Raw genomic sequence first — 26,090 nt, forward strand, 5'->3', positions numbered from 1 at the left:
AATTAAAAAAAGAGAAAATGGAAACAATAACAAAAGAAACAGCACAGGACGAAATTCAAAATTTCAATGCTTATAACGAAGTAGAAAAAGCACTTCAACCATATATTGATAGTGCACGTTTAGGCGACGGAGAATTAACAAGAACTGCTTTCTATGACCATGCGCATATTGTAGGTTCTATAGAAGGTACCTTTTATAACGTTGATGCCGATACTTTTAAAGGAATAGTACAATCTGGTGGTCCAGCCGAAAATGTTGAAAGTCGTATTGCATGGATTGATATTTCGGGTCCTGCTGCCGCCGCTAAAGTAGAATTTCTAGATTGGAACGGATTTCGCTATACTGACTTTTTCGTGCTTTACAAAAAGGACGGGGAATGGAAGATTAGTGGTAAGGTGTATGATGCACACGCCAGGAATTAAGTGTTATTAATAACAGTAGAGCTAAATGCTGCTAACTTTTCAGCATCTAAGCTTCTTTGTAAAACACATGTCTAAAAGCATCAATTCCCCAGCTCGATAGTCTTGAATAAGCACATTTTACATAATGAAAATCAATCTAAGTAAGCCCCATAAAGCGCTACGTTTTCCTTCAGGTAAGGAAATGAAAAATCGTTTTATGTTGGCTCCGCTCACCAACAAGCAAAGTCATGCTGACGGAAAACTGTCAGACAATGAATTTAACTGGTTGGCCATGAGAGCAAGAGGACAATTTGGATTGATAATGACCTGTGCTTCACATGTTCAAGCTAAAGGTAAAACATGGGAAGGACAGTTAGGCATTTTTTCAGACGCACAGATTTCAGGGCATCAAAGGTTAACGAATGAAATTCAGAATAACGGTGGTCTTGCAGTAGTTCAACTTTTTCATGGAGGCATGCGTGCGGCAAGAGAATTCATAGATGAGCAACCCGTTTCTCCTTCTGATAACGAGGAATATGAATCAAGGGCTTTGTCATTAACTGAGGTTCATGAAATTAGAGATGATTTTATCGATGCGGCACAACGAGCAAAAAAAGCTGGTTATGACGGCGTAGAAGTACATGGTGCATTTGGTTATTTAGTTGCACAGTTCCTAAGTATTGAGTTTAATCAACGAAATGATGCATACGGGGGGACTTTAAAAAATAGATCACGATTATTATTCGAAATTGTTGAAGGTATTCGAGAAGCATGTGGTGACCAATTTCTTGTGGGAGTTCGCTTATGTCCAGAACGTTACGGTATGGTATTAAGTGAAATCAAACAACTAGCTAAATGGCTAATAGCTTCTGATAAAATTGATTTTCTTGACTTAGCACTTTGGGATGTATTTAAAATTCCAGAAGAAAAGACCGAAACTGAAAAAAAACTACTAGAACATTTTTTAGAACTCGATTATAAAAATGTAAAACTGACTGTTTCAGGAAATATCAGAGGAGGTAAAGAAGTGCTTCAAGTTTTGAAGTCAGGAGTTGACTTTGTCACTATAGGAAAATCGGCAATACTGCACCATGATTTCCCTATTAAGGTTATTGAAAATGAATACTTTATACCGTCTGAAACACCAGTATCGGTTAACTATTTAAAAAATCAAGGACTTAGTTCAAACTTCATAGAAATGATGAAATCATGGCCCGAATTTGTCAAAGATTAAAACAATTATCAAAATTATAAACGTATGAAAAATATTGTATTGACCTTAACACTATTAACTATGGGTATATCAACGGAAATGAAAGCACAACAAACAGATGTACAAGCTATTGAAAAAACCTTAAACTATTACCTCACAGGGTTTAAAAACAATGATGCGGTAACACTTTCAAAAGCATTTCACCCTACCGCTACTATGAAATGGTCTGGAGAAAACTATAAAGAAGTAAATGCAATTGAAGCCTTGACAAAAGGAATGGACGGCACTCCTAAAAAGGAAAAGATATTCACTAGAGTAGTTTCAATAAATGCGACCCGAAATGCTGCTAGTGCTCAATTAGAGATTGAGTTTCCAACCTTCACGTACATTGACTTTATGCATGTTTTAAAGATTGACGGTAATTGGAAGATTGTGAGTAAAATATTTACAAAAAGAGAAAAAGAATAAAAATTATTAAAAGATAAAACCATGAAAGTAAATGCATATGCAATTCAAGAACCCAAAGGAAAATTAATGCCATACACCTATGAACTAGGTGAAATTGGCGCGGAAGATGTAGATATTAAAGTAACCTATTGCGGTATTTGTCATTCAGATTTAAGCATGATGAATAATGAGTGGGGAATGACATCATACCCTCTGGTTCCTGGTCATGAGGTTGTAGGAGAAGTTGTAGCAGTTGGTAGCGCAGTAAAGAATGTGAAAGTAGGTCAAACCGTTGGTATGGGCTGGTTTTCATCTTCATGTATGAGCTGTTCAAACTGTATGGATGGTGATCATAACATGTGTGACAATGCGGAGGCCACTATTGTTGGAAGGCATGGCGGGTTTTCGGATCATGTTCGCGGACACTGGTCATGGGCAATACCTATTCCTGAAGAAATGGATTCTAGTAAAGTTGGACCATTGTTTTGTGGTGGTGCAACTGTTTTTAGTCCTATTGTAATTGCAGGTGTTCAACCTACAGATTCTGTTGGAGTCGTTGGTATAGGAGGTCTAGGGCATTTAGCGCTTAAGTTTTTAAAAGCTTGGGGTTGTGAGGTTATTGCTTTTTCTTCAAATCCTGATAAAAAAGAAGAAATTCTAGCTATGGGAGCGTCTAAAGTAATTAATTCTAGAGACCCAGAAGAATTGGCATCTGTTCAAGGAAAACTCAAGCTTATTATTAATACGACCAATGTAACTTTAGATTGGGATGCCTATTTGTCTGCACTTTCAAAAAAAGGAAAATTTCATACCGTTGGAGCAGTATTGGAACCGATGGGAATTCCAGCCTTTAGCTTAATCGCTGGAAACAAAACAGTTGGTGGTAGTAGCGTGGGAAGTCCCGAATTGACAAAAACAATGCTCGATTTTTGTGCAAGACATGATATCTATCCTACAGTAGAAGAATTTCCAATGGAGAAAGTAAACGAAGCTATGCAACATCTTGAAGAAGGTAAAGCTCGTTTTAGAATTGTTCTTAAAAATTAGTATTTAATCATTCAACGATAAAAAATGAAAAAATCAATCTTCATACTAATTTTAGCCGCTTTTAATTTTTTATCAGGACAAGAGAGTTTGTCTAATATTAAAAGAAATTTGACGACAGAGATCGGAAATTCCCCAAAAGATACGGAAGCGATAAAAGCAATTTATACGACAATGACTAACGGCTTTAAAGTCGATGACTTGTCAGGTTTTTATAATGCTTTGCATGAAAATGCAATTGTCATTGACGGTGACGGCAATGAAATCTATGACAAAATCAATATCGTCAATCATTTCAAGACTCGTTTGGCAACAAAAGACATAAAGTTAACCGGTTGGAAATTGCATGAACTCATTCTCGCTGATAGTTTGGCATTGGGTAAATCCGAATACCAAATCACCTATTTAGAGAATGGAAAAGTAATCGGTGACACGGACTCGAATTGGCATGTTGTATGGAAAAAAAATCAAAAGGGAACATGGCAAATACTAAGAGAAATCTTTAATGAAAGAGAAGATTAAAACTAAAAGCTATTTGAAATGTAAATCCTTTTCGTAAACAGATGGACTGCTAAACACTAACCATTTATTAATCAATAGATTATATGGCGGTTTGGAATTTTATGAACCGTTTTCTATTGCTATATACCTGAGTGAAATTATGATATATTTAGCAGTTTTTCCTGTTAATGATTTCCTTTCTTAGAGACTATTAGACCATCAAAAAAAGATTTTTTTAGGGGTAAAAAACCATTCTTAAAACAATCAGATTTTAAAGAAGAAATAAAGAGACAATAATGAAAACATTTGAAAAATTCTCCTTAGGAGATATAGAGTTGAGCAATAGAATTGTAATGGCCCCTCTAACGAGAAGTCGTGCTATAAATAATATACCCAATGCATTAATGCGTGAGTACTATTCACAAAGGGCAACAGCAGGTTTGATAATTACTGAAGGTACATCTCCTTCACCGAACGGTCTTGGATACGCTAGGATTCCAGGAGCGTATTCCGACGCCCAAATTGAAGGATGGAAAACTGTAGCTGAAGGGGTTCATAAAAATAACGGAAAAATATTCGTTCAACTCATGCACACTGGGCGTGTGACATCTTCTTTAAACCTTCCTGAAGGAGCGCAGGTTGTCGCACCTTCATCTTTAATACTTAGGGGAGAAATGTATACAGACAGCAAAGGTATGCAGCCCCATAACGAGCCTGCAGAAATGACTCTTGACGATTTAATAGAAAGTAGAAACGAGTTTGTCAACAGCGCAAAAAAATTGGTAGAAGCTGGAGTTGACGGTGTAGAACTCCATGCTGCCAATGGGTATTTGTTAGAACAGTTTATCAACCCGAAAACAAATATTCGAACTGATGCATACGGCGGAAATTATAAAAATAGACTTCGTTTTGTCCTTGAAGTGGCAAAAGAGGTTTCCGAATCTATAGGAGGTAATAAGGTAGGCATGCGAGTTTCTCCTTATGGCGCCTTTAATGATATGCAAAGTGACTACGATGAGTTAGTCGATACGTATACGTATTTGGCTCAAGAGCTAAAAAAACTAAACTTTGCATACATGCACATTGTAGACCAGCGAGTAGCTTTTGGTGCTCCGGATTTTACAAGTGATATCAAACGCATCATTAAAAATGCTTTTGAGGGAAGTATTATTGTCGGTGGTAATGTGCATAGTGTTGAACAGGCAGAGGAAATGCTCAATGAAGGGTACGATTTGGTTTATATTGGTCGCCCATTTATTTCTAATCCGACCCTAGTTGAAAAGCTTAAAAACAATCAAGCCCTCACGGACCCCAACCCAGATACATTTTACACTCCTGATGAAGTTGGTTATACAGACTACGTTTAGGTAATAGAATACCCCTTTTCAATAGTAAGACATAAATCATTCACTATTTAGAAGGGGTATTCTGTATTTAGATAGTACCATATGGTGCGGTTTAAAATTCTATATAAATTTCAAAAATCAAAACAATCCTTCCCGTGTTTTAACTGCAGTTTAAACGCTAATCTGAATTAAAAGTTAAAGAATACTCATTTGAATTTCTCTGACCTTATTCTCCATAATAATGACCGTTTACTCCTTTTGAACTAGCCTTTAAATAGGGAGATTTGTGACAGTTAAAACATTTTGAAAATCATTAAAAAATTGAATTTATGAATACATTTAAACTTCACACAATAGAATCTGCGCCAGAGCCATCCAAGTCAATGTTAGAAGAATCGGTAAAAACTTTCGGATTATTGCCAAACCTTCATGCTGTAATGGCAGAGTCTCCGGCAATGTTAGAGGCCTACAAAGCAATTCATAATACATTCGCTACAAAAACGTCTTTCAACGCTGAAGAATTGACCGTAGTTTGGCAAACCATAAATGTGGAAAACGAATGTCACTATTGTGTTCCTGCTCATACCGGAATTGCTCACTCTATGAAAGTAGATGCTTCAATTACGGAAGCATTGCGTAACAAGACTGCACTACCAAATGCAAAATTACAAGCCTTACATGATATGATTTTGTCAATTGTAAGAGATAGAGGGAATATTTCTGAAGAAAAAATGCAAGTCTTTTTTGATGCCGGATATTCCACTAAACATTACTTGGATATCTTGATTGGATATGCTCAAAAAATCATGAGCAATTATACCAACCATGCAGCAAAAACTGAAGTGGATGCCCCCTTTCAAAAATTTGCATGGAATAGTTAATCTGTAATTTCAGCACAAAGTCTGCTGAGGTTGTGTAGAGCATTGGTTTTACCGTAAAAATACTGTAAAACGAATGCTCTTTTTTTGCGTAAATATTTTATTAGCAGAATATATCAATTCTATATAGGAAAAATCTACATACAACAAACCTGTCTATATGAGTAAAAAAAGAGTTATGGTGAAGGATTTTTTCTGAGTGTTACATCCAAACGTATTATTCTAAAAAAACGGTTAGAAAATCAAATTGAACGTATCCTCTATATATCTGACCTCTTCCTCCATTTACATGCTGTAGATGCCACATATCTTTGTTTAATAATTACAAAATGAAACTTATAAAGCTTATTTAATACAATTAAAAACAAAAAATTATGGAAAATGTAGTGCACTCAGAAACACAGACAATCCTTTACAAAATGGATTTAAGCTTAACAGGACTAACATCATTTGGTTCAGATTTCGATAAAATTATGGATGGTGAAGCTTCTATACCCTCAGAGGGAGCGAGGTTTGATATTGATTTCGAAGGAACATTGGAAGGTCCAAAATTGAAAGGAAAAGTTGTTGGAATTGATTATATGAATATGAGAGCCGATGGTCGAAGCAATTTGAATATCTATTTAAAGGTTGAAACAGAAGATGGTGAAAATATATCTGCACAAGTAACTGGAGTGGCAACCGCGAGAACAGATGATTCAAAAATAATCGACATACGAGAAAATGGAGCATTATTTACTTCGGCAGAAAAATATAAGTGGGTAAACGGGCTCCAAGTATGGGCTACGGGAACAGTAGATCGTAATACAGGAAAAATTGAGCTTACAGCATACGCTGATTAGTTTGACACAATTTCAATTGTAAATCAATTAGAATCCTAGATAGTTTTTATTGCTATTTAGGATTTTTTATTTTGCAGCTAGGTTTTCGACAACAAAAGATTCAAATTGTTGTAATGCTTCAGATATTTTTAACCGACCGAAACCTATTCTGAAGTAGCCCTTGAAATCATAAATACTACCCGGAAGCAATAATACACTGCTTCTTTTCAATACATCCTCAGCGAAACGCATATCATCGTAATCAAATTTCATTTTCACCAAACTTATAGGTCCGGCGTGGGGTTTGTACCATGAAAACAAGTCCGCATACTTTTTAAAAAAGGTATCGTATTGCGATAGATTATTTTGAATGATTTGCAGGTTTCGTTTTAAAATGACATCTCTATTTCGCAGTGCTACGCCAGCTAGGAATTCACTGGGGCCAGCATTACAGTTGGTGGTATATTCCTTTAGAATAGCAATCTTTTCTAAAATTTCTTGATTCTGAGTTGCTAACCAACCAATTCTTAATCCTGGTAGACCGTAGGCTTTAGACATAACGCCAACTGAAATGCCATTTTCATAAGCGTCTGCAAAAGCGGGAATAGCGTATGACGCATCATGCTCTAATTCTCTATATACTTCGTCGCAAAAAATGATGATATTGTTGGCCCTCGCTAACGATATAACCGCCTGTTGTTGTTCTTTCGTAAAAAGAAAGCCCGTGGGGTTGTGGGGTGCATTTAAGAAAATAACCTTGGTTTTACTGGTAATCATTTCTTTTAGCACATCGATATCAAAATGAGGGGTACTATCTTCATAGTGAACATTCCAGTAAAGTACCTTACAACCGATACTTTCGGGAACGGATTGTAAAGATTGATATCAAGGGGTTTGCACGATAACTTCATCGCTGGAATCTAGAATTGCATTGGCAAACAAAAAGATGGGTTCTTATGCACCGGTACAGACCATCAACTCTTTACTAATTACTTTATTATATATGGCGGAAATATCTTGTCTTAATTTAGGGCTTCCCTGTGTGTGGGTATACCCTAGCCAAGTTGCGTTAAATGTATCTTTTGCCCCATCCTCTAACGCAAGTAAATCAGAAATGGTCATCGCTTCACAATCAGAATTACAAAGTGAATGCTCAGATGAATGCTCGTATAGTGTGTAGTATCTTTCTAACTTGAACGGTTTTATCTTCATAGTACATCAAATTAACGATTTTAAAAGAGATGATTTTCTTCTTACGTTTGATTCTCCAGCTACCTATTATTTTCTCTTATACTTCAAAAGAGTAATTAACAACACACTAGTCCAAACTCCTTCGAGTATTACAAACGTATAAGACTCGATAAAGAAGAGGACGAACTTGAAGTTGGAAGTTTGAGGTTCTAAGTTTTAAATCAGGCTAAATTTAAATGATTTCATTTGTGTTAATTTATTCCTTAACTTAGTTATGCAAAAGACGCATAAAATTCGCATCAATTTATGCCATTTTGAACCGAGTTTAGAGTTCGGTTAATCATTTAAAAATGAGAGGTTTAAAACCTTGATAGTTAACATATTGTGGAGGTATGTTTGGTTCTGCCACCCCGACCAACCACTTTTTAAGTGGTATTAAAGCACTGTCTACTATCTGGTTGACAGTGCTTTTTGTTTTTTATGATTTCATCCAATATCACCTAATATAATGTGTAGAGTTCGATGAAGGGCATGGTTTTGTATATGCCATCAAAAAGTATTTGAGAAAGCTGGTCTTTTTCTCAGAGATATCGATGTAAGGGAATGCAATGAAGCCTTTCCAACACTTGCTTTGGCTGCCATTGGCCCGGAATGATTCAAGACGAGCGTTTAACAGCATACAAGTTACAAACTGACACTTAATTTTGGGCCTCGAAAGCTATTTTCCAGGTCTTTTTTCTAAAACAGCTCCCCTAGATTACATCTTAAAAAGGCAGTCATCTAAAACCTTTTAGAACATTTAAACTTGTAACTCGTAGACAGCGCACAACCCTAATTTGTATATGTTGATTCGGTTTTGTTTAACTTTAGGTCCATTTTATTAATCGAGATCAAGAATAAACAATGCTGCTACGGAGTACATCTTCATATACTGCAGCGGTATACTTAATTATATGAAGACATTTTTGTGGTTAATTTTATTTTGTGCCGTAAGCTATACTCAATCCTTGGCCCAAACGAATCAAAAAAATAGGGTAATTATACTGACAGATATTGAAGCTGATCCTGATGACACCCAGTCCTTGGTGCGTTTGCTTTTATATTCCAACCAAATCGATATCAAAGGACTTGTCGCAACAACTTCTTGTTGGCTACAGAACAAAATAAATCCTGAGTCCATTGCGCGGGTTATTCGAGCTTATGCAAAAGTACAGCCCAACCTTTTAAAGCATGAATCAGGGTATCCAGAATCGCAAGAACTACTATCCGTAATTAAAAATGGACTTCCTGTATACGGTATGACGGGTGTAGGCGACGATAAAGATTCTGAGGGTTCCGAATGGATTATCAAGGTCTTAGAGGAAAAAGATGATCGCCCCTTGTGGATTTCTGTTTGGGGAGGTGTAAATACCTTGGCACAATCTCTCCATAAAATAAAACAAACGAAAAGTAAGCGGGAAGCCACTAGGCTAATCTCCAAACTACGGGTCTATACGATTTCCGATCAAGATGACAGCGGCCTTTGGATTCGAAATAACTTTCCTGAGCTGTTTTATATCGTTTCTCCGGGCGATTATTATGCCACAGCTACCTGGACAGGAATCAATAGTTATGTAAAGGGTATTGACAACAGTACGATAAGTAATGATTGGATTGCCGAAAACATACAGCAGCATCACGGACCGTTAGGCGCCGAATACCCTGATGTGGCCTGGGGAGTTGAAGGAGATACACCTGCTTTTTTGTCATTAATACCCAACGGACTTAATGAATCTGAACATCCCGATTGGGGTAGCTGGGGTGGTCGATATGCCCTCTATAGGCCAGAATTTGATAAGACTAAAAAGGGGGGTTCGATTGTAACCATTGCTCCTGAAACAAGGGCAATTTGGACTAACGCCGTTGATGCTTACACCCCTTATGTGGCCAAAGCGTATGGTCGTGCTGTAAAATTAGATACGATTAGCTTTACCGACAATAAGACCACCTTATGGCGTTGGAGAGATGATTTTCAACATGATTTTGCCGCCCGTATGGACTGGTGTCTGATGGCGTATGAAGATGCCAATCATCCACCGGTTCCAACATTGACACATCCTGAGGAACTTACAGTAAAGTCAGGCGAAGCTTTTGTTTTGGATGCTTTTAAATCTACTGATCCAGATGGTGATAATCTTAGTTATTTATGGTTTCACTATCCTGAGGAAAGTTCATACAAAAAAAAGATATCACTGGGTGCTGAGAACGTACATATCGTAAACCTTAAGGCTCCAGTAGTTGAAAAGAAGGAGACTCTTCATTTTGTTTTGAAGTTGTCGGACAAAGGCACCCCTTTGTTAACAAGATACAAGCGCGTTATTGTTACCGTTTTGCCTAAATAGGGAATTTTTCGACATAAATAATAAAATTAAGGCCTAAAAGATTTTGATTTCCTATACGCAATGGCATTGGAATCGGTATGAACTATTTTGGTATAACTTTGCTATCTTTAAGGAGGAAACCGTCAAAACCTTATTCTATTGTCCTTACGGTTACCAATGTTGAAAAGTTAATCGCAATATATGGGTCATTGACTAGATAAGACAGGGGTTTTAGCAGTCTCATCTCGGTTTTAGTCAGTGCATTTGATAGACTGCGTATTTTGTTTTTTAAACTTAGATTATGACCTTGGTCATATCCTTTCCACACGGGTTTTAATAGTTTCGAACCGATACCAATAGTTCAAAGTGCTATGTTTGCTATCCTTTTGATTGTTTTGTACGCGGTGATTGCGGTTAGTATTGTACTCAGATTGCTAATAAACGGGGTACGCCCTTCCAAAACCTTGGCATGGCTACTCGCCATTTTTACGATTCCTGTTGGAGGCGTTTTATTGTACTTGTTGGTAGGTAGGAACCGACGGAAAAACAAGTTGCTTCGATTGAAAAGCATGAGCCAAACTGAAGCTGCAATACCTACGCATCTGCCTTCCAATAAAGTAGCGCAAAGACATCAAAAAATAATAAGACTGGTTCAAAAGAATAATAGTTTTAATCCTTCAAACGACAATGAAGTAGTTTTCTTAAAGGATGGAGGAGCTACCTTCAATTCCATTTTCAGTGCTTTAGACAAGGCTTCAGATTTTATACATATTCAGTACTATATTTTTGAGGAAGGGCAATTGGCTGATAGGTTGTTGCAAATTTTTTACCGAAAAATAAAGCAGGGGGTAAAAATACGTCTGGTCTATGATGGTATAGGGAGTTTTTCACTAAGTAGATCGTATTTAAAAAAGTTAAAAGAGATCGGTGTTGAGGTTTTCCCGTTTTTACCATTTCGATTTGGTCGTTTCTTACGTTCTGTCAACTACCGCAACCATCGCAAAATAATTGTTATCGACGGGAAAGTAGCTTTTACAGGTGGTATTAACATATCTGATAAATATCTCAAAGGTGATAAGACCTTGGGTAAATGGCATGATATGCATTTACGTATAGCGGGTGCTGCGGTCGAAGACCTGAACGCTGTTTTTTTGCAAGATTGGCAGCTGGTAAGTGAACAAGAAATTCAATCTTCAAAAAATACGACCTCAAAAAGCGGTGGTGATGGCTCCTCCATAGTACAAATCGTATCGTCTGGTCCAGATGATGATTTTCCGGTGATCGAACAGGTTTATTTTTCTATTATCAATGGTGCCAAAGACTACCTTTATATTGTCAATCCGTATATAATTCCGAGTCCGGCAATACTTACTGCTCTGGACACTGCGGCCATGAGCGGAGTAGACGTTCGCTTACTAGTATCTGAAAATAACGATAGTCAATTGGTAAATTGGAGTGTGCGTTCTTATTTCGAAAATTTCCTCATGGCGGGAGTAAAGATATATCTCTTTCCTAAAGGATTCTTACATAGTAAGATAATGATCAGTGATGATGAAATCGCTTCCGTTGGAACGGCCAATATTGATGTTAGAAGCTTTGAGCAGAACTATGAGGTTAACGCAATTGTTTACGATGCCAATTTTGTAAAAGCATTAAAAGCTGATTTTTTAACTGATAGCGGTCGTAGCAATCAACTGAATTTCGAGACGCATTTAAAACGACCCTGGTTAGACAAGCTCAAAGAAGGGGTTGCAAAAATATTTAGCCCTATTTTATGAGATAATCCGCTCATACCCCAATTCATTTTTACAAACCATTCCTTCGCCCCAACTATCTATATTTTCAAAGGTTGTTCGAGCGATATTAGTTAAGGCTTCAGGAGTCATAAAAGCCTGGTGCGGGGTCAATAATACGTTCGTTAGTGAAAGTAACTGTTTTAGCGGTTCGTCTTCAATACCGCTTTTAGATCGGTCCTTGAAAAAGACACCTTTTTCTTTTTCGTAAACGTCGGAGCAATAGCCCCCAATTTTCTTTTTTTCTAAAGTGTCTATTAAGGCTTTGGTATCGACAATTGCGCCCCGAGAGGTGTTAATTAAAATGGCATCTTGTTTCATCAGGGCTAGCTTTGTCTTGTCGATCAGATAATAGTTGTCATAGTTCAGGGGAATATGCAAGCTAATAATATCTGATTTTCTGCAAATCTGGTCTAAAGTGGTATAGGTAACGTCACAAAGCTCTACCAAGTCATCATCGGGTTCTAGATCACACCCGAGAATTTTACAGCCGAAGCCGTGCATGATTTTGACCATGATGCTTCCAATCTTTCCTGTACCTACAATACCTACAGTCTTACCATGGAGGTTGAACCCCATTAAACCTTCTTGTGAAAAATTGAATTGACGTACCTGAGCATCGGCCAATACTAGTTTTCTATTGAACGAAAGTAAGAGCGCTGCAGCATGCTCGGCAATGGCGTGCGGAGAATAATCGGGTACATTGGCTACCTTGAAACCGAAGCGTTTTGCGGCCTTAATATGAATGTTGTTATAGCCTGAAGAGCGCAAGGTTATGTAACGTACGCCTAAATCCCACAGTTTTTCAAGTACAACCATAGAAGCATCATCACCAGAGAAGATAGAAATTGTCTTATATCCCATCGATTGAATGGCGGTATGCGTATCTAGAGCGTCTTTGGTATATGTAACTTTATGCCTATTACTGTTTGCCTTACCTAAAAAAGGAATTTCATAATCTTTGGCACTATAGATGAGTAACTTCATTTTTGTTGTCCTTTGTAAAAATTAAGTCCTGTTCTTCCATAGCTACAACGATTAAGCGCACATAATCCTTGATCGTTTTTTGGACGTTGTCAGGGTCTAAAATATCAATATTGCCTCTCCAAATAAGCGAACGTTCCTTTCCCTCACAGATACAGTATAAGGAGGTCTCCGCGTTATAAACGGTATAGGTCTCATAGTATTCATCTTGGTAATAAATATCTTGATGTCTTCTATAGTCTTCACTAAAACCATCACGAGTAGAATACAGGTCGTTAATAGACTTTCTAAAAGACTGTCTACTTTCTGATCCAATAATCTTAGTCAACAAGATGGCATCAAAACCTTTGTCTAGCAGACTTTGCTCAAAGGCATCGAGTTCTTTTTCCGTTCGCTTCGCATTGGTGAAATTGGCATCAAATACATCAATACTCCGCATAGCATCAACCTTACGAATTTCAAACTCTTTCTGTAGCTTACTTTCAAAATCTTCCCGAGCTTCCACATCACCACTTATGCCCACAAGAAGTACTTTGTTGGCATAAAAGATTTCGATATCAGGATTTTTCCAGTTCTCGACCATTTCCGCAGAGGAGCACCCCATTAGGGCAATCAACAAAACAAGGAGTAGTTTTTTCATCTTTTCTTATTTAATTATGTAATGTTTCTTAGTAATTGCTAAGATCGAAGGCTTGAAGTACCTTACTTATTTCTATGCTAAAGTATTAGACGGTAAACGGGTAATCTATGATTTTGGTCAGGTTTGGAAATTAATTCAAGTTTAAACCACAGTAGGAAGTACGTGGTCAAAGCGTTTAGGAATAGTTTGCATCTGAACCGCTAATTATTTTGCTTTGGGTTTCTTTTTTTTTAAAATTCCACCTGCATAGTTGAAAATTTCTGACTTTAATTCCTGAAAAGTTTGTGTACATCCTGCAATTTCTGCCTTTATAGCATTGTGTTTTTGGTAGTATTGTAAGTCACAATTCTCGTCGGTACATTCTAACATGCCGCCTAAATCGTTTTCATGCATACCAATTAACTTTACGTATGCCGCTCGCTTTTCCTTGGCCTTTTTTAGACGATATAGGTAATCTTGTATGCGTTCGAATAGGTTTGGCGTATTGGGTTGAAAAGCATAGGAGTTGAGAAGACGATCAATGAAAATTATTTCATCTAGCATAAAATACAGATTTGACTGCCATTCTCTCAATTCGAGATGTAATCGATCTAATTTTTTAGATTGCTCAGCTGAGGTATGATTATTAGGAATTTTCATAGGCTAAATTTTATTAAATTCCCTGTACAGGGTAACTATTGGTTGTATGATGTTATCCACCTTAACTGCCATTTATTTATTATAAATGGAAGGCGTATCGTATGGCATTCAATACATTTTTTGAAAATAGGTAGGCTATAAAATCCGCTTTCCATGACATCGTATGTTATATTATGTCATAAAAATAGATGCTCAAAAGAAGCTTTACTATGACAAAGGTCAGTCTTGAAAAAAATGACTAAAAAGTGAAGATCGCTATGAAGGGCGTTTTGTAAAGGAATGTCATAGTAAGTGCTTTCAAATCATATTTGGCACTATGTTTGAAAAATCGACGCTATCTTCTATCAACTGACCATTGCATTGGAGTGATTTAAAAGAACAGGTAAACGTTATCACCTTACCAAATTATAATACATTTAGTTCACCTGATTCGAGCGCATTTTTCAAATCAACCGAGACCAGCGTATGGCTATTGAAAAACTTTCCTCCATCGGCCCTTTTGATTTTGATTTGTAAGGTTCCGTCTTTTTTTTCCTCTACAGAGGTTACCACCACCTTTTTTCCCCTCATTCTTTTGTAATTGGCTATGCCACCTTTTTTGATAATGAAATTGGGTCTTGGAAAATAAATGTGTTTGTACCTTGGGGCATCGGGGCTCCCTATTTCAAGTACATCACCTACTTGTACCAACGGTGTCTGTGCGTCTTGGGCATTCATACTTAGTATGGTGAACACCGCTAGTATTGCTAAAAAATATCGTTTCATAACTGTATATTTAAGATGAATACTAATTTTCATTGAACTATGTTCTAAAAATCGGTTCTGAACACGGACCGGACGATAATTGTTGTTACTTCTCGACTTCGATAATCTTCAAGGTTTTGACGTTTAACAATTCCCTTTTGCATACTATCATTGACAGTTATCCTTGCCAAATTTATTCCTAAGATACGTATTAACGGTATCATATTATTTTTGATCTTTTTCTCCCATTGCGGTAACAATTTAAAGATTTTGCTTGCGGCACTTTTTAATTAATTTTAAAGCCCAATCGTAATGACTGGAGGTCGCAGAGATCAAATAGGCAGCCAGAGATGTGCTTCCGGTCCAATTGTATTTTTTCTTTTCGAATAGATCCTTTTCCGAATGAGTTTTAATTATGTTTTGTATTCTATTAAACGATTCATCTACCAGTATCTCAACACTCATCAGATCAACATTCTCATAAGTCTCTCGTATTTTTCGATTTAAATCGGGTAAGGTTTTCCAAGTATATCCTTTTGCCGGCATGTCTGGTTTTGCACCTGTCATTCCCACATCATACCATGCTAAAAGTAAGATATGCCAATGATGTAAATGAGCCAAAACATCTCTTATGTTTCTATTGAGATATCCTTTGGGAAATTCATTTTGAAGTTCCTTCTTAGGAATCAAATCAATATAGTTGATAAGCTTGGTGTAGTTGTTTTGACTCAATAGTAGCAATGCTTCCTTAGTTTTGGGCCTTGGCATTTGATTCGATATTTAATGGGTTTTACTCAAATTATTCATGCAATACCAAAAAAGGTACCTTGGTGTGATAACTGATTTCCTCTACAGCGGGGCGGAACAAAATCCGCTGGAAAAAGTTCAGATTTTTAGCTACCATTGCTATCATATCTACCGCCCTACTTTCGGTAAAGCATTGTACCGCGGTTTCTAATTTCGTTCCTGTTAGCCTATGAAAGCTGTGTTTCACATCAATCAGATAATCATGTAAGAAGTCTTTCTTTATACGTTGTTCGTTACTTAATTCTTCCCCTTTTTTGGCTATGTGCAAGATTCGAATAATGGCATCGTTCATTGTTGCCATAGCTATTAGGGTATCAAGCACTTTTACATCATAACCAATATGATAATCTGTTGGAAAGGCTATTTCTTTGGGGCTTGAAAAAACGGCATCTTCAGGAACCGCCAGTAACGGCTGTTTCACCTTGGTAATCACATCACTTGTGTTGCTACCTATAGCGACTTTTTTCAATCCTGATGCTCCTTTGGTACCCATGATGATGAGGTCGATTTTGTTTTTTTCGGCTTCTCTTTTTATGGCGTCTACAAAGTAGTCGTGTATGGCGTTGGTTGAAAAGGTGTGTTTCGAACTTAGTGGAAGCTTTTCAATACGTTTGAGCAAGGTTTGAAGTTCTTTTTTACTTTCCTTTAAAACATGTGCTTCAAAGTTATCCGCCGCTGCTCGTATGGCCGTTCCTGCTCCTGAATAAGGCGGAATGGGGTTAATGTTGAGCAAGTGAAAAGTACATTTCGAGGCTTTAAACAATTCAAGCCCATAGCGAATGGCGTTCCAGGAATTTTCTGAAAAATCAGTGGGAATAAGAATTTGTTTCATGCCGGTCTTATTTAAGATTCACGACCTAAAATTAAAACCTTCATTAACTATAGAAAATGACGATAATCATATTTTTAAAGCGATAGTTGATATCTTCAAAATTACTTCGCTATTCAAAACTTATGACGCCGGCCAGCCACTTCTGAAAACCGATTGAAATTAAGAACTAAAAGCAGTGGCAGTAGGAAAGCAAAACATATGATAAAAGTCATTTTGGTTGTGGCTTTCCAAAGTTACTTTTGAGGAAAATTGGAATGCAGGTATTGAAAGAAATAATCCGAATCGGAAAGATAATCTTGTAACTGTTTTGTATTTTTAAAACATAAGTAATTGGTATGCTACAAAAGACAATGATCTTTTTCATAGTTTTCATTGTTATTTCCTGCGGGTCCGGTAATGAAGGAATAACTCCACAAAAAAGAACCTTAATAGAATCGGTCTATGCTTCTGCACTTGTGCAGCCAGATAGCCTTTATGAGGTATACGCCTCGGTAGCGGGAATTCTTGACGTTCAATTTGTTGAAGAGGGGGATGTTATCTCTAATGGTAGACCACTTTTTCAGATCTTCAACAAAACTCCTGAACTAAATAAGGACAATGCAAAATTAAATTTACAGAAAACACGAGAAGACTATGACGGAAGTGCGGCCATTTTAGGTGGGTTAGAAAAAGAAATTCAGACGGCGACCTTAAAATTCAAAAATGATTCGGTGAACTATATGCGGCAGAAACGACTATGGGAGCAGAAAATAGGTTCAGAATCACAATTTGACAATATCAAATTGAATTATGAGTCATCTGCAAATGCCTTGCAGGTTCTACAAAACAGGTATAGCCGCACCAAGGGCGAATTACAAAATCGAGTTCAGCAGGCCAAGAACACCTACGAGTCTGCTCTCACGAATACTAATGATTTTACGATACGTAGTAAGATTGACGGTAGGGTATACGCTATTTACAAAAATGAAGGTGAGCTAGTTACCGCACAACAACCGTTGGCGAGTATAGGAAGCTCTGATGTATTTATAGTAGAATTACTCGTTGATGAGGTAGACATCGTAAAACTAAAACTAAAGCAACCTGTGTTAATCACATTAGACGCCTATTCTGATGAAGTATTCGAAGCCCAAGTTGCCAAAATCTATCCGAAAAAAGATGAACGAACCCAAACTTTTAAGATTGAGGCCGTTTTTGACCAAGCTCCAAACGTACTGTATCCTGGTCTGGCAGGCGAAGCCAATATTCTGGTTTCAGAAAAGGAAAATGTACTCACAATTCCACTAGAATATTTGATTGATGGCAATTCAGTACAAACCGATGACGGCTTAAAAGCAATAGAAGTCGGAAACAAAAACCTCAGTGAGGTTGAAATTCTATCAGGAATCGACGAACAAACCAGAATCTACAAACCCGAGGGATGATAAACTGGAGGGTCATATTTAGTATTTCAAAAACGCACTTATTATCACGTATAAAGCAGACGTCCATTGCCGCCCTCGGGGTAACTTTTGGTATAGGCACCTTTATTATCCTCGTCAGTTTCATGACCGGCCTTAACGGACTCTTAGATGGCCTCATTCTCGATCGAACTCCTCATGTGCACATCTATAACGAAATAAAGCCCTCTGAAAAGCAACCTATTGATTTATACACCAAGGTGAAAGATGCGTTTACGACAATTGCATCTATAAAACCAAAATTCGTGCAGGCTAAAATTCACAATGCCCTTCCGTTAATGGAAGAATTGAATACTAACCCCAATGTAAAGGGTGCTATTCCCCAGCTTAATGCTCAAATTTTCTACATATCAGGATCTATTGAATTGGGTGGAAACTTAGTAGGTATTGATATATTAGAAGAGGTACGGTTATTCAATTTCGAGCAGTATATAGTAGAAGGTAGTCCTCAGGCATTGAAGAACAATGACAATGGTATTCTTATTGGAGCAGGAGTGGCAAAAAAAATGTCATTACATGTTGGCAACACGGTACAAATTAGCACCGTCAGAGGAGATTTGTTTCCTTTAAAAATCGTGGGAATTTATCAAAGTGGGCTTGCTGAAATAGACAATATTCAAAGTTTCGTAAACCTAAAAACAGTACAACGAATTTTAGGCAAACCGCAAAACTATATTACCGATATTAATGTAAAACTTTTTGATATAGAAGAAGCGGTGCCTATGTCTAAACGTATAGAAGAGCAGTTTAAGCTAACTGCCGTTGATATTAAAACGGCAAATGCCCAATTTGAAACCGGAACTTCTATTCGAAATCTAATTACCTATGCGGTTTCAATAACCTTATTGATCGTCGCAGGTTTTGGTATCTACAACATTTTGAATATGCTCATTTATGAGAAAATGAATGACATTGCCATCCTAAAAGCGACGGGTTTTTCAGGAAGAGACGTAAAGTATATTTTCATTGTGCAAGCCATTCTTATTGGTATTGTTGGCGGTATTTTGGGTTTGATTATCGGCTATTCCATATCCGTACTTATTGATAGCCTTCCCTTTGAAACAGAAGCTTTGCCAACCATAAAAACCTATCCTGTAAACTACAATATTTGGTATTATGTCATCGGAATCTCATTTGCTATGGTGTCTACTTTTTTAGCGGGATATCTACCTGCCAGAAAAGCTCAGAAAATTGATCCGGTGGAAATTATAAGAGGGCAATAGGCATGGGAAGCGGATCAATTCTAGAGGCAAGAAATATAAACAAGTACTTTACCGAACCCGTACTTTTTCACGTCTTAAAGGATATCAATTTTAGCGTAAAAAATGGGGAGTTTGTTTCGATCATGGGGAAGTCGGGCTGCGGTAAATCAACCTTACTTTATATACTCTCCACTATGGATACTGACTATGAAGGAGAATTGTTTTTCAAAGGGGAGCGAATATCTGGTAAAGCGGCCGAAGCGTTGGCACGATTTCGCAATGAACATATCGGTTTCGTTTTTCAATTCCACTACCTGCTATCAGAATTTACGGTACTGGAAAACGTAATGCTCCCGGCCAAAAAATTGGGCATTAAATCCTTGGAAGAAATCAGGCATGATGCCATGGACAAGTTAAAACTTTTACACATTGACGACCAGGCAAATAAATTGGCCTCACGTATTTCTGGCGGTCAAAAACAAAGAGTTGCTATTGCCCGCGCATTGATTAACGACCCTGCTATAATTATGGGCGATGAGCCAACAGGTAATCTCGATAGTCATAATGCACAGAACGTATTAAATATATTCAAAGACCTAGTGCAAAAAAGAGATCTTTCCCTTTTAATTGTAACGCACGATTCTGATTTTGCAGCCCAAACCGATCGCATTATTGAGATGGGCGATGGAAACATTATCAGCCAATAACGTGTTACAGTTACCGCTTTATCATAACAAAAATCATGGTTTGAAGTTGACAGACCGACTACTTTTGGAAGGCCTAAGAAAGTTTCAAAATAAAGATCATGGAAGACTTCAGAAGCAGACGTGGAGAAAGCTTAATACAACAAACAGTGTGGCAGGAGTTGTAAGCCCTAACAGCGCATTGGAAATCAGATCTTTTGTTTACCGTGATGATTTAGAATTTTTACAACATCTTTTAGATAATTATTTAATATGGATTACCACAGAGGAAAATGTTGAAGCTGTGCAAACGGTTGGAATTAAAATTTTAGCCGATACCAAAATCTGCAAAAGCCTATTAAAAAAGGTAAACAAACAGCTGTCATACCTAGTAAGTATACTAGATGAACCCTATAAGTACGATTCAAAAATATCAAGAAAAGAACACCAGGTATTAGAGGATGAAATTAATATGTTTATAAGAGCTATCCGTTACGATAGAAAACAGCTATTCGCGGTTACTAAACATTTTACGGATAGTGAACAATACTATCCATGCAGCAATAATCCTACGTTAAAGAGCGCCTTACGGAAACTTTAATTTACCAAAACTTCAACTATTTTTATTCATATCTGAAAAGTAAACCCTTATCTTCATCAGATAAAAAAGGATTGCCCAATTATGACAAAAGCACTTTATGTTTCCACTTTAGAATCGCACAGTGGTAAATCTTTGGTTGTACTCGGCTTGATGCAATTATTGCTCGGTAAAATGGCCAAAGTAGGTTATTTTAGGCCTGTTATTGACGATGTTAAGTCAGGAGAAATTGACAATCATATCAATACCGTTCTATCACATTTTGGGTTGCCCCTCAAGCCTGAAGAGGCATCAGCGCTTACACAAAGCCAGGTTGTAGATTTGTTCAACGATGGCAAGCAAGGCGATATTTTAGATATCATTATCGCCAAGTACAAGCAACTTGAAGAACGATTCGATTTTATTTTGGTTGAGGGTAGCGATTTTTCTAGTGACGGAAGCATCATTGAATTTGATTTGAATATTGACATTGCGAAGAATCTAGGTATTCCCGCCATTTTGGTGGATAATGGCAAAGGAAAAACACTTGAGGAGTTTTGTGGTAATTTAGAATCTGCAGTAAACACCTATAAACAAAAAGAGATTAATGTTCTTGGCGTTGTCGCGAACAAAGTGCGACCTGAAAATATAGCATTGGTTAAAGACCGTTTGCAATCGGAATTAAATCATTCAACGATTTCATTTGCGGTACCCAGGGTCAAGAATTTATCGCACCCTACCCTAAAAGAAATTATGGAGTCGCTTCAAGGTAAAGTTCTTTTTGGTAAGGAAAACCTCAATAATCAAACGGGAAGTTTCGGAGTAGGGGCAATGCAGCTTAATAATTACCTCACCCATTTGCGTGAAAACAGCTTGGTGATTACGCCCGGTGATCGTTCTGATATTATTCTTGGTGCCCTTCATGCCAATCTTTCCGACAATTATCCGGCAATATCTGGTATCGTGCTAACGGGCGGATTACTTCCTGAAAAGTCCATTCTGAAGCTATTGGAAGGTTTCGAAACCCATGTTCCAATAATATCAGTACAGCACGGTACTTTTGATGCGGCCAATGCTGTTGGAAACATCAAGTCAAAGATTTATGCCCAAAGCAAACAAAAAATCGCAACCTCAATATCACTCTTTAACACCTATGTCGACGGTGAATTGCTGTTAAAACGTTTGCAGACTTTTGAGCCGAAAGGAATAACACCAAGAATGTTTCAATACAATCTGCTACAGCGCGCTAAGAAGCAGAAAAAGCACATTGTCTTACCCGAAGGCGAAGATGCAAGAATTCTGGAAGCTGCGAGTGAACTTAGTAGGTTGGGTATTGTAGCTATTACGGTTTTGGGTAAGCGAAATAAAATTGAAAAAAACGCAATGCAATTGGCAATTGATATTTCAGACCTTAAAATTGTTGATCCTGAGAATTCACCAAATTCTGAAAGCTACGCTGAAAAGTTTTATGCGTTGCGCAAACACAAGGGTGTGAATATGGATGTAGCCAGAGATACCATGCTCGATGTTTCCTATTTTGGTACCATGATGGTATATCAAGGAGATGCCGATGGAATGGTTTCAGGTGCCATTCATACAACGCAGCATACTATTCGACCTGCATTGCAGTTTGTTAAAACCAAACCCGGAATTAAAGTGGTATCCTCGGTTTTCTTTATGTGTTTGGAAAATCGGGTTTCGGTCTTTGGTGATTGTGCTATCAATCCCAACCCTACTGCTGAGCAATTGGCGGAGATAGCGATTTCTTCTGCGGCTTCTGCCGAAGCTTTTGGAATAAAGGCCAAAATAGCAATGCTCTCTTACTCCTCAGGAAGCTCTGGTAAAGGAGAAGAGGTAGACAAAGTAAGACGGGCTACTGAATTGGTAAAAAGCAAACATCCAGATCTTGAAATAGAAGGACCTATTCAATATGATGCTGCAGTAGATCCCTTGGTAGGGAAAAGTAAACTACCCGATTCTGATGTAGCTGGGCAGGCTTCCGTCTTGATATTCCCAGATTTAAATACAGGAAATAATACCTATAAGGCTGTACAAAGAGAAACAGGTGCATTGGCCATTGGCCCAATGCTACAAGGCCTCAACAAACCAGTTAATGATCTGAGTAGAGGTTGTACAGTTGATGATGTTTTTAATACGGTTATCGTAACCGCTATTCAAGCACAAGAAAGTTAGTGACTTATGCGCATACTTGTTATCAATTCAGGAAGTTCCTCGATAAAATTTCAACTTATTGAAATGCCATCGGAAACCGTCTTATGTAAAGGACTTGCCGAACGTATCGGATTGCCAAATTCAAAACTACAGCTCGAATCAGGAGCATTCTCAAAATCTGATATCCTCCAGATTTCGAATCATTACAATGGATTAAAAAAGATAACCGATTGGTTGTTGGATGAAGAATTTGGGGTCTTGAAAGACCCAGATGAAATTACCATCGTGGGGCACCGGGTAGTACACGGTGGAAGTCGATTTGATAAACCAACGAAGATTGACGCTACGGTTTTAGCGGAAATCGAAAACTTGGCCTCATTGGCGCCCCTCCACAATCCTGCCAATCTTACGGGAATAGAAGTTGCAAAGGAGATTTTTAATAAGGCAATTCAGATTGCGATTTTTGATACGGCCTTTCATCAAACGCTTCCAGAAAAAGCATATCGCTATGCCATCCCAAAAGCCCTTGCCGACGAACATCATATTCGGGTGTATGGCTTTCACGGTACAAGTCATAAGTATGTCACAGAAATAGCAATGGATTACCTAGGCAATTCTTCTGCCAAATTAATCAGTATTCATTTAGGGAATGGCTGTAGTATGACAGCGGTCAAAAGTGGAAAGAGTATTGATCATTCCCTGGGGTTTGGTCCTGCTAATGGACTCATCATGGGAACAAGGAGTGGTGACATCGACCAATCCGTTATTTTTCACTTAATGGATACGCTGCAGCTGACTTCAACGGAGGTGAACCAGATGCTGAATAAAAAGAGCGGACTCTTAGGCCTAACTGGGTACTCTGATCTAAGGGAAATTCAAAAGGAATCTGAAAATGGAAATAAAGCATGTCAATTGGCTTTGGCAATGATTTCCTACCGTATCAAAAAATACATCGGAGGGTATTTCGCAACCCTAAACGGTGCAGATGCGTTAATTTTTACCGCGGGTATAGGTGAAAATTCTAGTCTCTTACGTGAAATGGTATGCCTTGAGATGGAGGCTTTGGGTATTGTAATTGATCTTGCAAAGAACCAGGAACGGAGATCAACTACGCTAGAAATACAGCATAAAGATTCGAAGGTGAAAATACTGGTAATACCGACTAATGAAGAACTTGAGATTGCCCGACAGGCATTTGATTTGGTTGCTCGCTAACCAGCCTAAACCATATGTGGTTCTTTTGATTTTCCTGTAAACATACGCCAGGCCAAAGCAGCGGGCCCCAACACCGTATGCTCTCCAGGGCCGTCTGAAATCAGTACCTTCACTTTGTTTTTATAAGCTACAAAAAGATGATTCTCCATGCTTTCGATGGTAGGTCTCACGAGAATATCACCAGCCTTGCTCAGTCCGCCCAAGAGTATAAAAGCTTCAGGGTCAAAATGTGCTGCCGTATCCGCCATTTGTATACCCAGAATTTCTGCCGTGTATTCAAAAGCTTTTAGGGCAATAGCGTCATTTTGAAGAGCCGCCTCAGAAATGATTTCCCCGGTCATGGCTTCAAAGCTTATGCTGCGCAAAGGCGAATCATCTCGCATTTCGGCGATAAGCTCAAAAATGGTCCTGCGCATGCCGGTAACAGAAACATAGGTTTCTAAACATCCTAACAAACCGCAATTACATTGTCTGGCATTAAGGGAAGAATTCACATTGACATGACCAATTTCGCCAGCCATGCCGTTTTGCCCCAGCACCAGTGCCCCGTCTGAAATAATACCGCTACCTAATCCTGTGCCCAGAGTAAGCACAACAAAGTTTTTCATTCCTTTCCCCATACCAAATTCCAATTCACCAACTGCCGCGGCATTGGCATCATTGGCAATGATGATAGGTAGACCAAATAGCTCCTTAAGAGAATGGGCTACCGGTATGGTATTACCCCATTTAAAGTTAGGTGGGTTCTCCATCGCTCCGGTATGGGTGTTCGCATTTGGTGCTCCAACACCTATTCCCAGGAGTTGATGATTTGATTGCAAACCAGATTTTAGCGCATTGATTTCAGTTTTCAGTCGCCCTAAAAAAGTGGTATAAGGTTGCTTGGCCTCCGTTGCGAATTGTTTAGTTTGAAAGATGTTTCCTAAAGCATCCACCAACCCAATTTTGGTATAAGTACCACCTATATCGATACCCAATACAAGTTCTTTGTCCATAGGATTTGGAATATGCACAAATCAAGAAAGAATTAACGACATTCATTATGACATATATCATTTTTTAAGACAGTTTCACTTTCTAATTTTGGCTCATACAAAATCTACGATTATGAAAGCAAGTGCTAAAATTGATAGTTTAAAATCCGCAGCCTCGAAAAGCTGTATTGTTCGTAACCTGAGTCGGATTCTTGACCTGCGTATTTTGGATATTGATCTTGAAAAGAAAACGATACATTTTGTGTATGATAGCCTACTGGCATTTGAAAATGCCAAACGGGAGCTCTTGAGGATTGGTTACCCTATTTCACAATGTAACTATCAGGTGCCAACCAATCATGCTAAAAGGGGGAAGGACCATACGATGGCGTTACCGTATTAGTTGTTGAATGCGGAGTTACCCAACGCAAGAATCGGTAACGAACATCATCAAAGATTAAATAAACTGTTTTATGCGTTCACCTCTGCTTCTATACGATGTACACTAGTAAATTATCTTGGGATAGTTGGAGTGCTAGTTATTAGGAAAATCATTAAAATTTATGGCAGGCCGCCACATGTGTATTTCTTAAATGCCGATTCAAAGAAAGTGATAAATTAGGGTTTAGTTGCATATAAAAAAAGGGATACATTGATGAAGTGTATCCCTTTTTAGTGTTTGTCATAGCCCTATTGAAGACTATAATTCTGTTCTGCACCTCTAAATCGCTTACTCTCGACAAGTTTTTTTAGAAATACAAACTTTTTCGATGCTGTTGGGTATTGATTGATAAATGATTTCATGACGTTGTTCGTTTGATGATGATGTACTCCAAGACCGTGATTAGCGGTTAAAGTTTCTGTACTGAGCCCATTGTGCTCTTTTGCTACTTCTCAAGGATGAAAAAAACTGTCCTGATTTTGCTTCTGTTGCTGTTCTGTTGATTGATGCTTTCATAATTTCTATGTTTTTAAAATTGTTTGTTGTTTAATGTTGGTACAAAAATGCTTTGATTTGTTTGGGAAATGAAATTGAAATTACTGAGTTGTGGTTTTTAAAGACTCAATTGTAATTATTTTCTTTCCAATAGGTTTTAGCGATTAAAATTTCTGTACTGAGCCCACTGTGCTCTTTTGCTGTTTCTTAAGGATGAAAAAAACTGTCCTGA

At 37.9% G+C, this 26,090-nt stretch carries 25 protein-coding genes and 1 pseudogene; 17 read left to right on the top strand and 9 right to left on the bottom strand.

Annotated elements, in window-relative coordinates; translation table 11 throughout:
• Nucleotides 1-17: 17 nt before the first annotated feature.
• The 8 genes from ABJN95_RS05755 (at nt 18) to ABJN95_RS05790 (ending at nt 6,672) form a co-directional block, all read left to right on the top strand.
• The gene (locus tag ABJN95_RS05755; RefSeq protein WP_348369169.1) at nt 18-422 is read left to right on the top strand and encodes a nuclear transport factor 2 family protein; all 405 of its coding nucleotides are present in this window, start codon (nt 18-20) and stop codon (nt 420-422) included.
• A gap of 124 nt (nt 423-546) precedes the next feature.
• Nucleotides 547-1,635 carry an NADH:flavin oxidoreductase gene (locus ABJN95_RS05760; protein ID WP_348369171.1) on the top strand — a complete coding sequence of 363 codons (1,089 nt, stop codon included), beginning with the start codon at nt 547-549 and terminating at the stop codon, nt 1,633-1,635.
• 24 nt (nt 1,636-1,659) lie between these two features.
• On the top strand, nt 1,660-2,082 hold the full coding sequence (locus tag ABJN95_RS05765; protein WP_348369173.1) for a nuclear transport factor 2 family protein: 423 nt from the start codon (nt 1,660-1,662) through the stop codon (nt 2,080-2,082).
• Nucleotides 2,083-2,103: 21 nt separating this feature from the next.
• Complete coding sequence (locus ABJN95_RS05770; RefSeq protein ID WP_348369175.1) at nt 2,104-3,108, top strand: NAD(P)-dependent alcohol dehydrogenase; 1,005 nt, start codon at nt 2,104-2,106, stop codon at nt 3,106-3,108.
• 24 nt (nt 3,109-3,132) lie between these two features.
• Nucleotides 3,133-3,627, top strand: coding sequence for a hypothetical protein (locus tag ABJN95_RS05775; RefSeq protein WP_348369177.1), 495 nt, complete (start codon nt 3,133-3,135; stop codon nt 3,625-3,627).
• A gap of 275 nt (nt 3,628-3,902) precedes the next feature.
• The gene (locus tag ABJN95_RS05780; protein ID WP_348369178.1) at nt 3,903-4,973 is read left to right on the top strand and encodes an alkene reductase; all 1,071 of its coding nucleotides are present in this window, start codon (nt 3,903-3,905) and stop codon (nt 4,971-4,973) included.
• A 308-nt stretch (nt 4,974-5,281) separates the two neighbouring features.
• Nucleotides 5,282-5,833 carry a carboxymuconolactone decarboxylase family protein gene (locus ABJN95_RS05785; protein WP_348369180.1) on the top strand — a complete coding sequence of 184 codons (552 nt, stop codon included), beginning with the start codon at nt 5,282-5,284 and terminating at the stop codon, nt 5,831-5,833.
• A 371-nt stretch (nt 5,834-6,204) separates the two neighbouring features.
• Nucleotides 6,205-6,672: a DUF3237 family protein gene (locus ABJN95_RS05790; protein ID WP_348369182.1), complete on the top strand. Its 468-nt coding sequence runs from the start codon at nt 6,205-6,207 to the stop codon at nt 6,670-6,672.
• Nucleotides 6,673-6,738: 66 nt separating this feature from the next.
• On the opposite strand, the pseudogene ABJN95_RS05795 reads toward ABJN95_RS05790, so the two are convergent.
• Nucleotides 6,739-7,524: pseudogene (locus tag ABJN95_RS05795) on the bottom strand (aminotransferase class I/II-fold pyridoxal phosphate-dependent enzyme); the annotation flags it as partial.
• Between the two features lie 81 nt (nt 7,525-7,605).
• On the bottom strand, nt 7,606-7,863 hold the full coding sequence (locus ABJN95_RS05800) for a hypothetical protein (RefSeq protein WP_348369184.1): 258 nt from the start codon (nt 7,861-7,863) through the stop codon (nt 7,606-7,608).
• A gap of 932 nt (nt 7,864-8,795) precedes the next feature.
• Between ABJN95_RS05800 and ABJN95_RS05805 the strand changes: the two genes are divergently transcribed.
• Nucleotides 8,796-10,223: a nucleoside hydrolase-like domain-containing protein gene (locus tag ABJN95_RS05805; RefSeq protein ID WP_348369186.1), complete on the top strand. Its 1,428-nt coding sequence runs from the start codon at nt 8,796-8,798 to the stop codon at nt 10,221-10,223.
• Nucleotides 10,224-10,573: 350 nt separating this feature from the next.
• Nucleotides 10,574-11,980, top strand: coding sequence for a cardiolipin synthase (gene cls, locus ABJN95_RS05810; protein ID WP_348369188.1), 1,407 nt, complete (start codon nt 10,574-10,576; stop codon nt 11,978-11,980).
• Here the strand turns inward: cls and ABJN95_RS05815 are convergent.
• From ABJN95_RS05815 to ABJN95_RS05840, 6 genes are all read right to left on the bottom strand, one after another.
• Nucleotides 11,975-12,982: a 2-hydroxyacid dehydrogenase gene (locus ABJN95_RS05815; RefSeq protein ID WP_348369190.1), complete on the bottom strand. Its 1,008-nt coding sequence runs from the start codon at nt 12,980-12,982 to the stop codon at nt 11,975-11,977. The two genes, cls and ABJN95_RS05815, sit on opposite strands and share 6 nt — an antisense overlap.
• Nucleotides 12,963-13,619: a hypothetical protein gene (locus ABJN95_RS05820; RefSeq protein WP_348369192.1), complete on the bottom strand. Its 657-nt coding sequence runs from the start codon at nt 13,617-13,619 to the stop codon at nt 12,963-12,965. Before ABJN95_RS05820 ends, ABJN95_RS05815 begins: the two co-directional genes overlap by 20 nt.
• A 204-nt stretch (nt 13,620-13,823) precedes the next feature.
• Nucleotides 13,824-14,258, bottom strand: a complete 435-nt coding sequence (locus ABJN95_RS05825; protein ID WP_348369194.1) for a hypothetical protein — start codon at nt 14,256-14,258, stop codon at nt 13,824-13,826.
• 405 nt (nt 14,259-14,663) lie between these two features.
• The gene (locus tag ABJN95_RS05830; protein ID WP_348369196.1) at nt 14,664-15,023 is read right to left on the bottom strand and encodes a hypothetical protein; all 360 of its coding nucleotides are present in this window, start codon (nt 15,021-15,023) and stop codon (nt 14,664-14,666) included.
• Between the two features lie 240 nt (nt 15,024-15,263).
• Nucleotides 15,264-15,770: a ClbS/DfsB family four-helix bundle protein gene (locus ABJN95_RS05835; protein ID WP_348369197.1), complete on the bottom strand. Its 507-nt coding sequence runs from the start codon at nt 15,768-15,770 to the stop codon at nt 15,264-15,266.
• A 31-nt stretch (nt 15,771-15,801) separates the two neighbouring features.
• On the bottom strand, nt 15,802-16,641 hold the full coding sequence (locus tag ABJN95_RS05840; protein ID WP_348369199.1) for a universal stress protein: 840 nt from the start codon (nt 16,639-16,641) through the stop codon (nt 15,802-15,804).
• A gap of 335 nt (nt 16,642-16,976) precedes the next feature.
• On the opposite strand from ABJN95_RS05840, the gene ABJN95_RS05845 reads away from it, so the two are divergent.
• The 6 genes from ABJN95_RS05845 (at nt 16,977) to ABJN95_RS05870 (ending at nt 23,947) form a co-directional block, all read left to right on the top strand.
• Entirely contained in the window at nt 16,977-18,062 is a 1,086-nt protein-coding gene (locus ABJN95_RS05845) for an efflux RND transporter periplasmic adaptor subunit (RefSeq protein ID WP_348369201.1), read from the top strand.
• Nucleotides 18,059-19,321 (top strand): FtsX-like permease family protein, encoded by a 1,263-nt coding sequence (locus ABJN95_RS05850; RefSeq protein WP_348369203.1) that lies wholly within the window; start codon nt 18,059-18,061, stop codon nt 19,319-19,321. The genes ABJN95_RS05845 and ABJN95_RS05850 overlap by 4 nt, the downstream gene beginning before the upstream one ends.
• 2 nt (nt 19,322-19,323) lie before the next feature.
• Entirely contained in the window at nt 19,324-20,007 is a 684-nt protein-coding gene (locus ABJN95_RS05855) for an ABC transporter ATP-binding protein (protein WP_348369205.1), read from the top strand.
• Complete coding sequence (locus ABJN95_RS05860) at nt 19,985-20,584, top strand: hypothetical protein (protein ID WP_348369207.1); 600 nt, start codon at nt 19,985-19,987, stop codon at nt 20,582-20,584. Before ABJN95_RS05855 ends, ABJN95_RS05860 begins: the two co-directional genes overlap by 23 nt.
• 81 nt (nt 20,585-20,665) lie before the next feature.
• Nucleotides 20,666-22,753, top strand: a complete 2,088-nt coding sequence (gene pta / locus ABJN95_RS05865; protein ID WP_348369209.1) for a phosphate acetyltransferase — start codon at nt 20,666-20,668, stop codon at nt 22,751-22,753.
• Between the two features lie 6 nt (nt 22,754-22,759).
• The gene (locus ABJN95_RS05870) at nt 22,760-23,947 is read left to right on the top strand and encodes an acetate kinase (RefSeq protein WP_348369211.1); all 1,188 of its coding nucleotides are present in this window, start codon (nt 22,760-22,762) and stop codon (nt 23,945-23,947) included.
• 5 nt (nt 23,948-23,952) lie between these two features.
• Here ABJN95_RS05870 and ABJN95_RS05875 read toward each other — a convergent pair whose 3' ends face one another.
• Entirely contained in the window at nt 23,953-24,942 is a 990-nt protein-coding gene (locus tag ABJN95_RS05875; protein WP_348369213.1) for an ROK family protein, read from the bottom strand.
• Nucleotides 24,943-25,054: 112 nt separating this feature from the next.
• On the opposite strand from ABJN95_RS05875, the gene ABJN95_RS05880 reads away from it, so the two are divergent.
• Nucleotides 25,055-25,324, top strand: a complete 270-nt coding sequence (locus tag ABJN95_RS05880) for a hypothetical protein (protein WP_348369214.1) — start codon at nt 25,055-25,057, stop codon at nt 25,322-25,324.
• The last annotated feature ends 766 nt before the right edge of the window (nt 25,325-26,090 follow it).

Origin of the sequence: Maribacter sp. (genome assembly GCF_039974175.1) — a bacterium.
Classification (GTDB): domain Bacteria; phylum Bacteroidota; class Bacteroidia; order Flavobacteriales; family Flavobacteriaceae; genus Maribacter_C.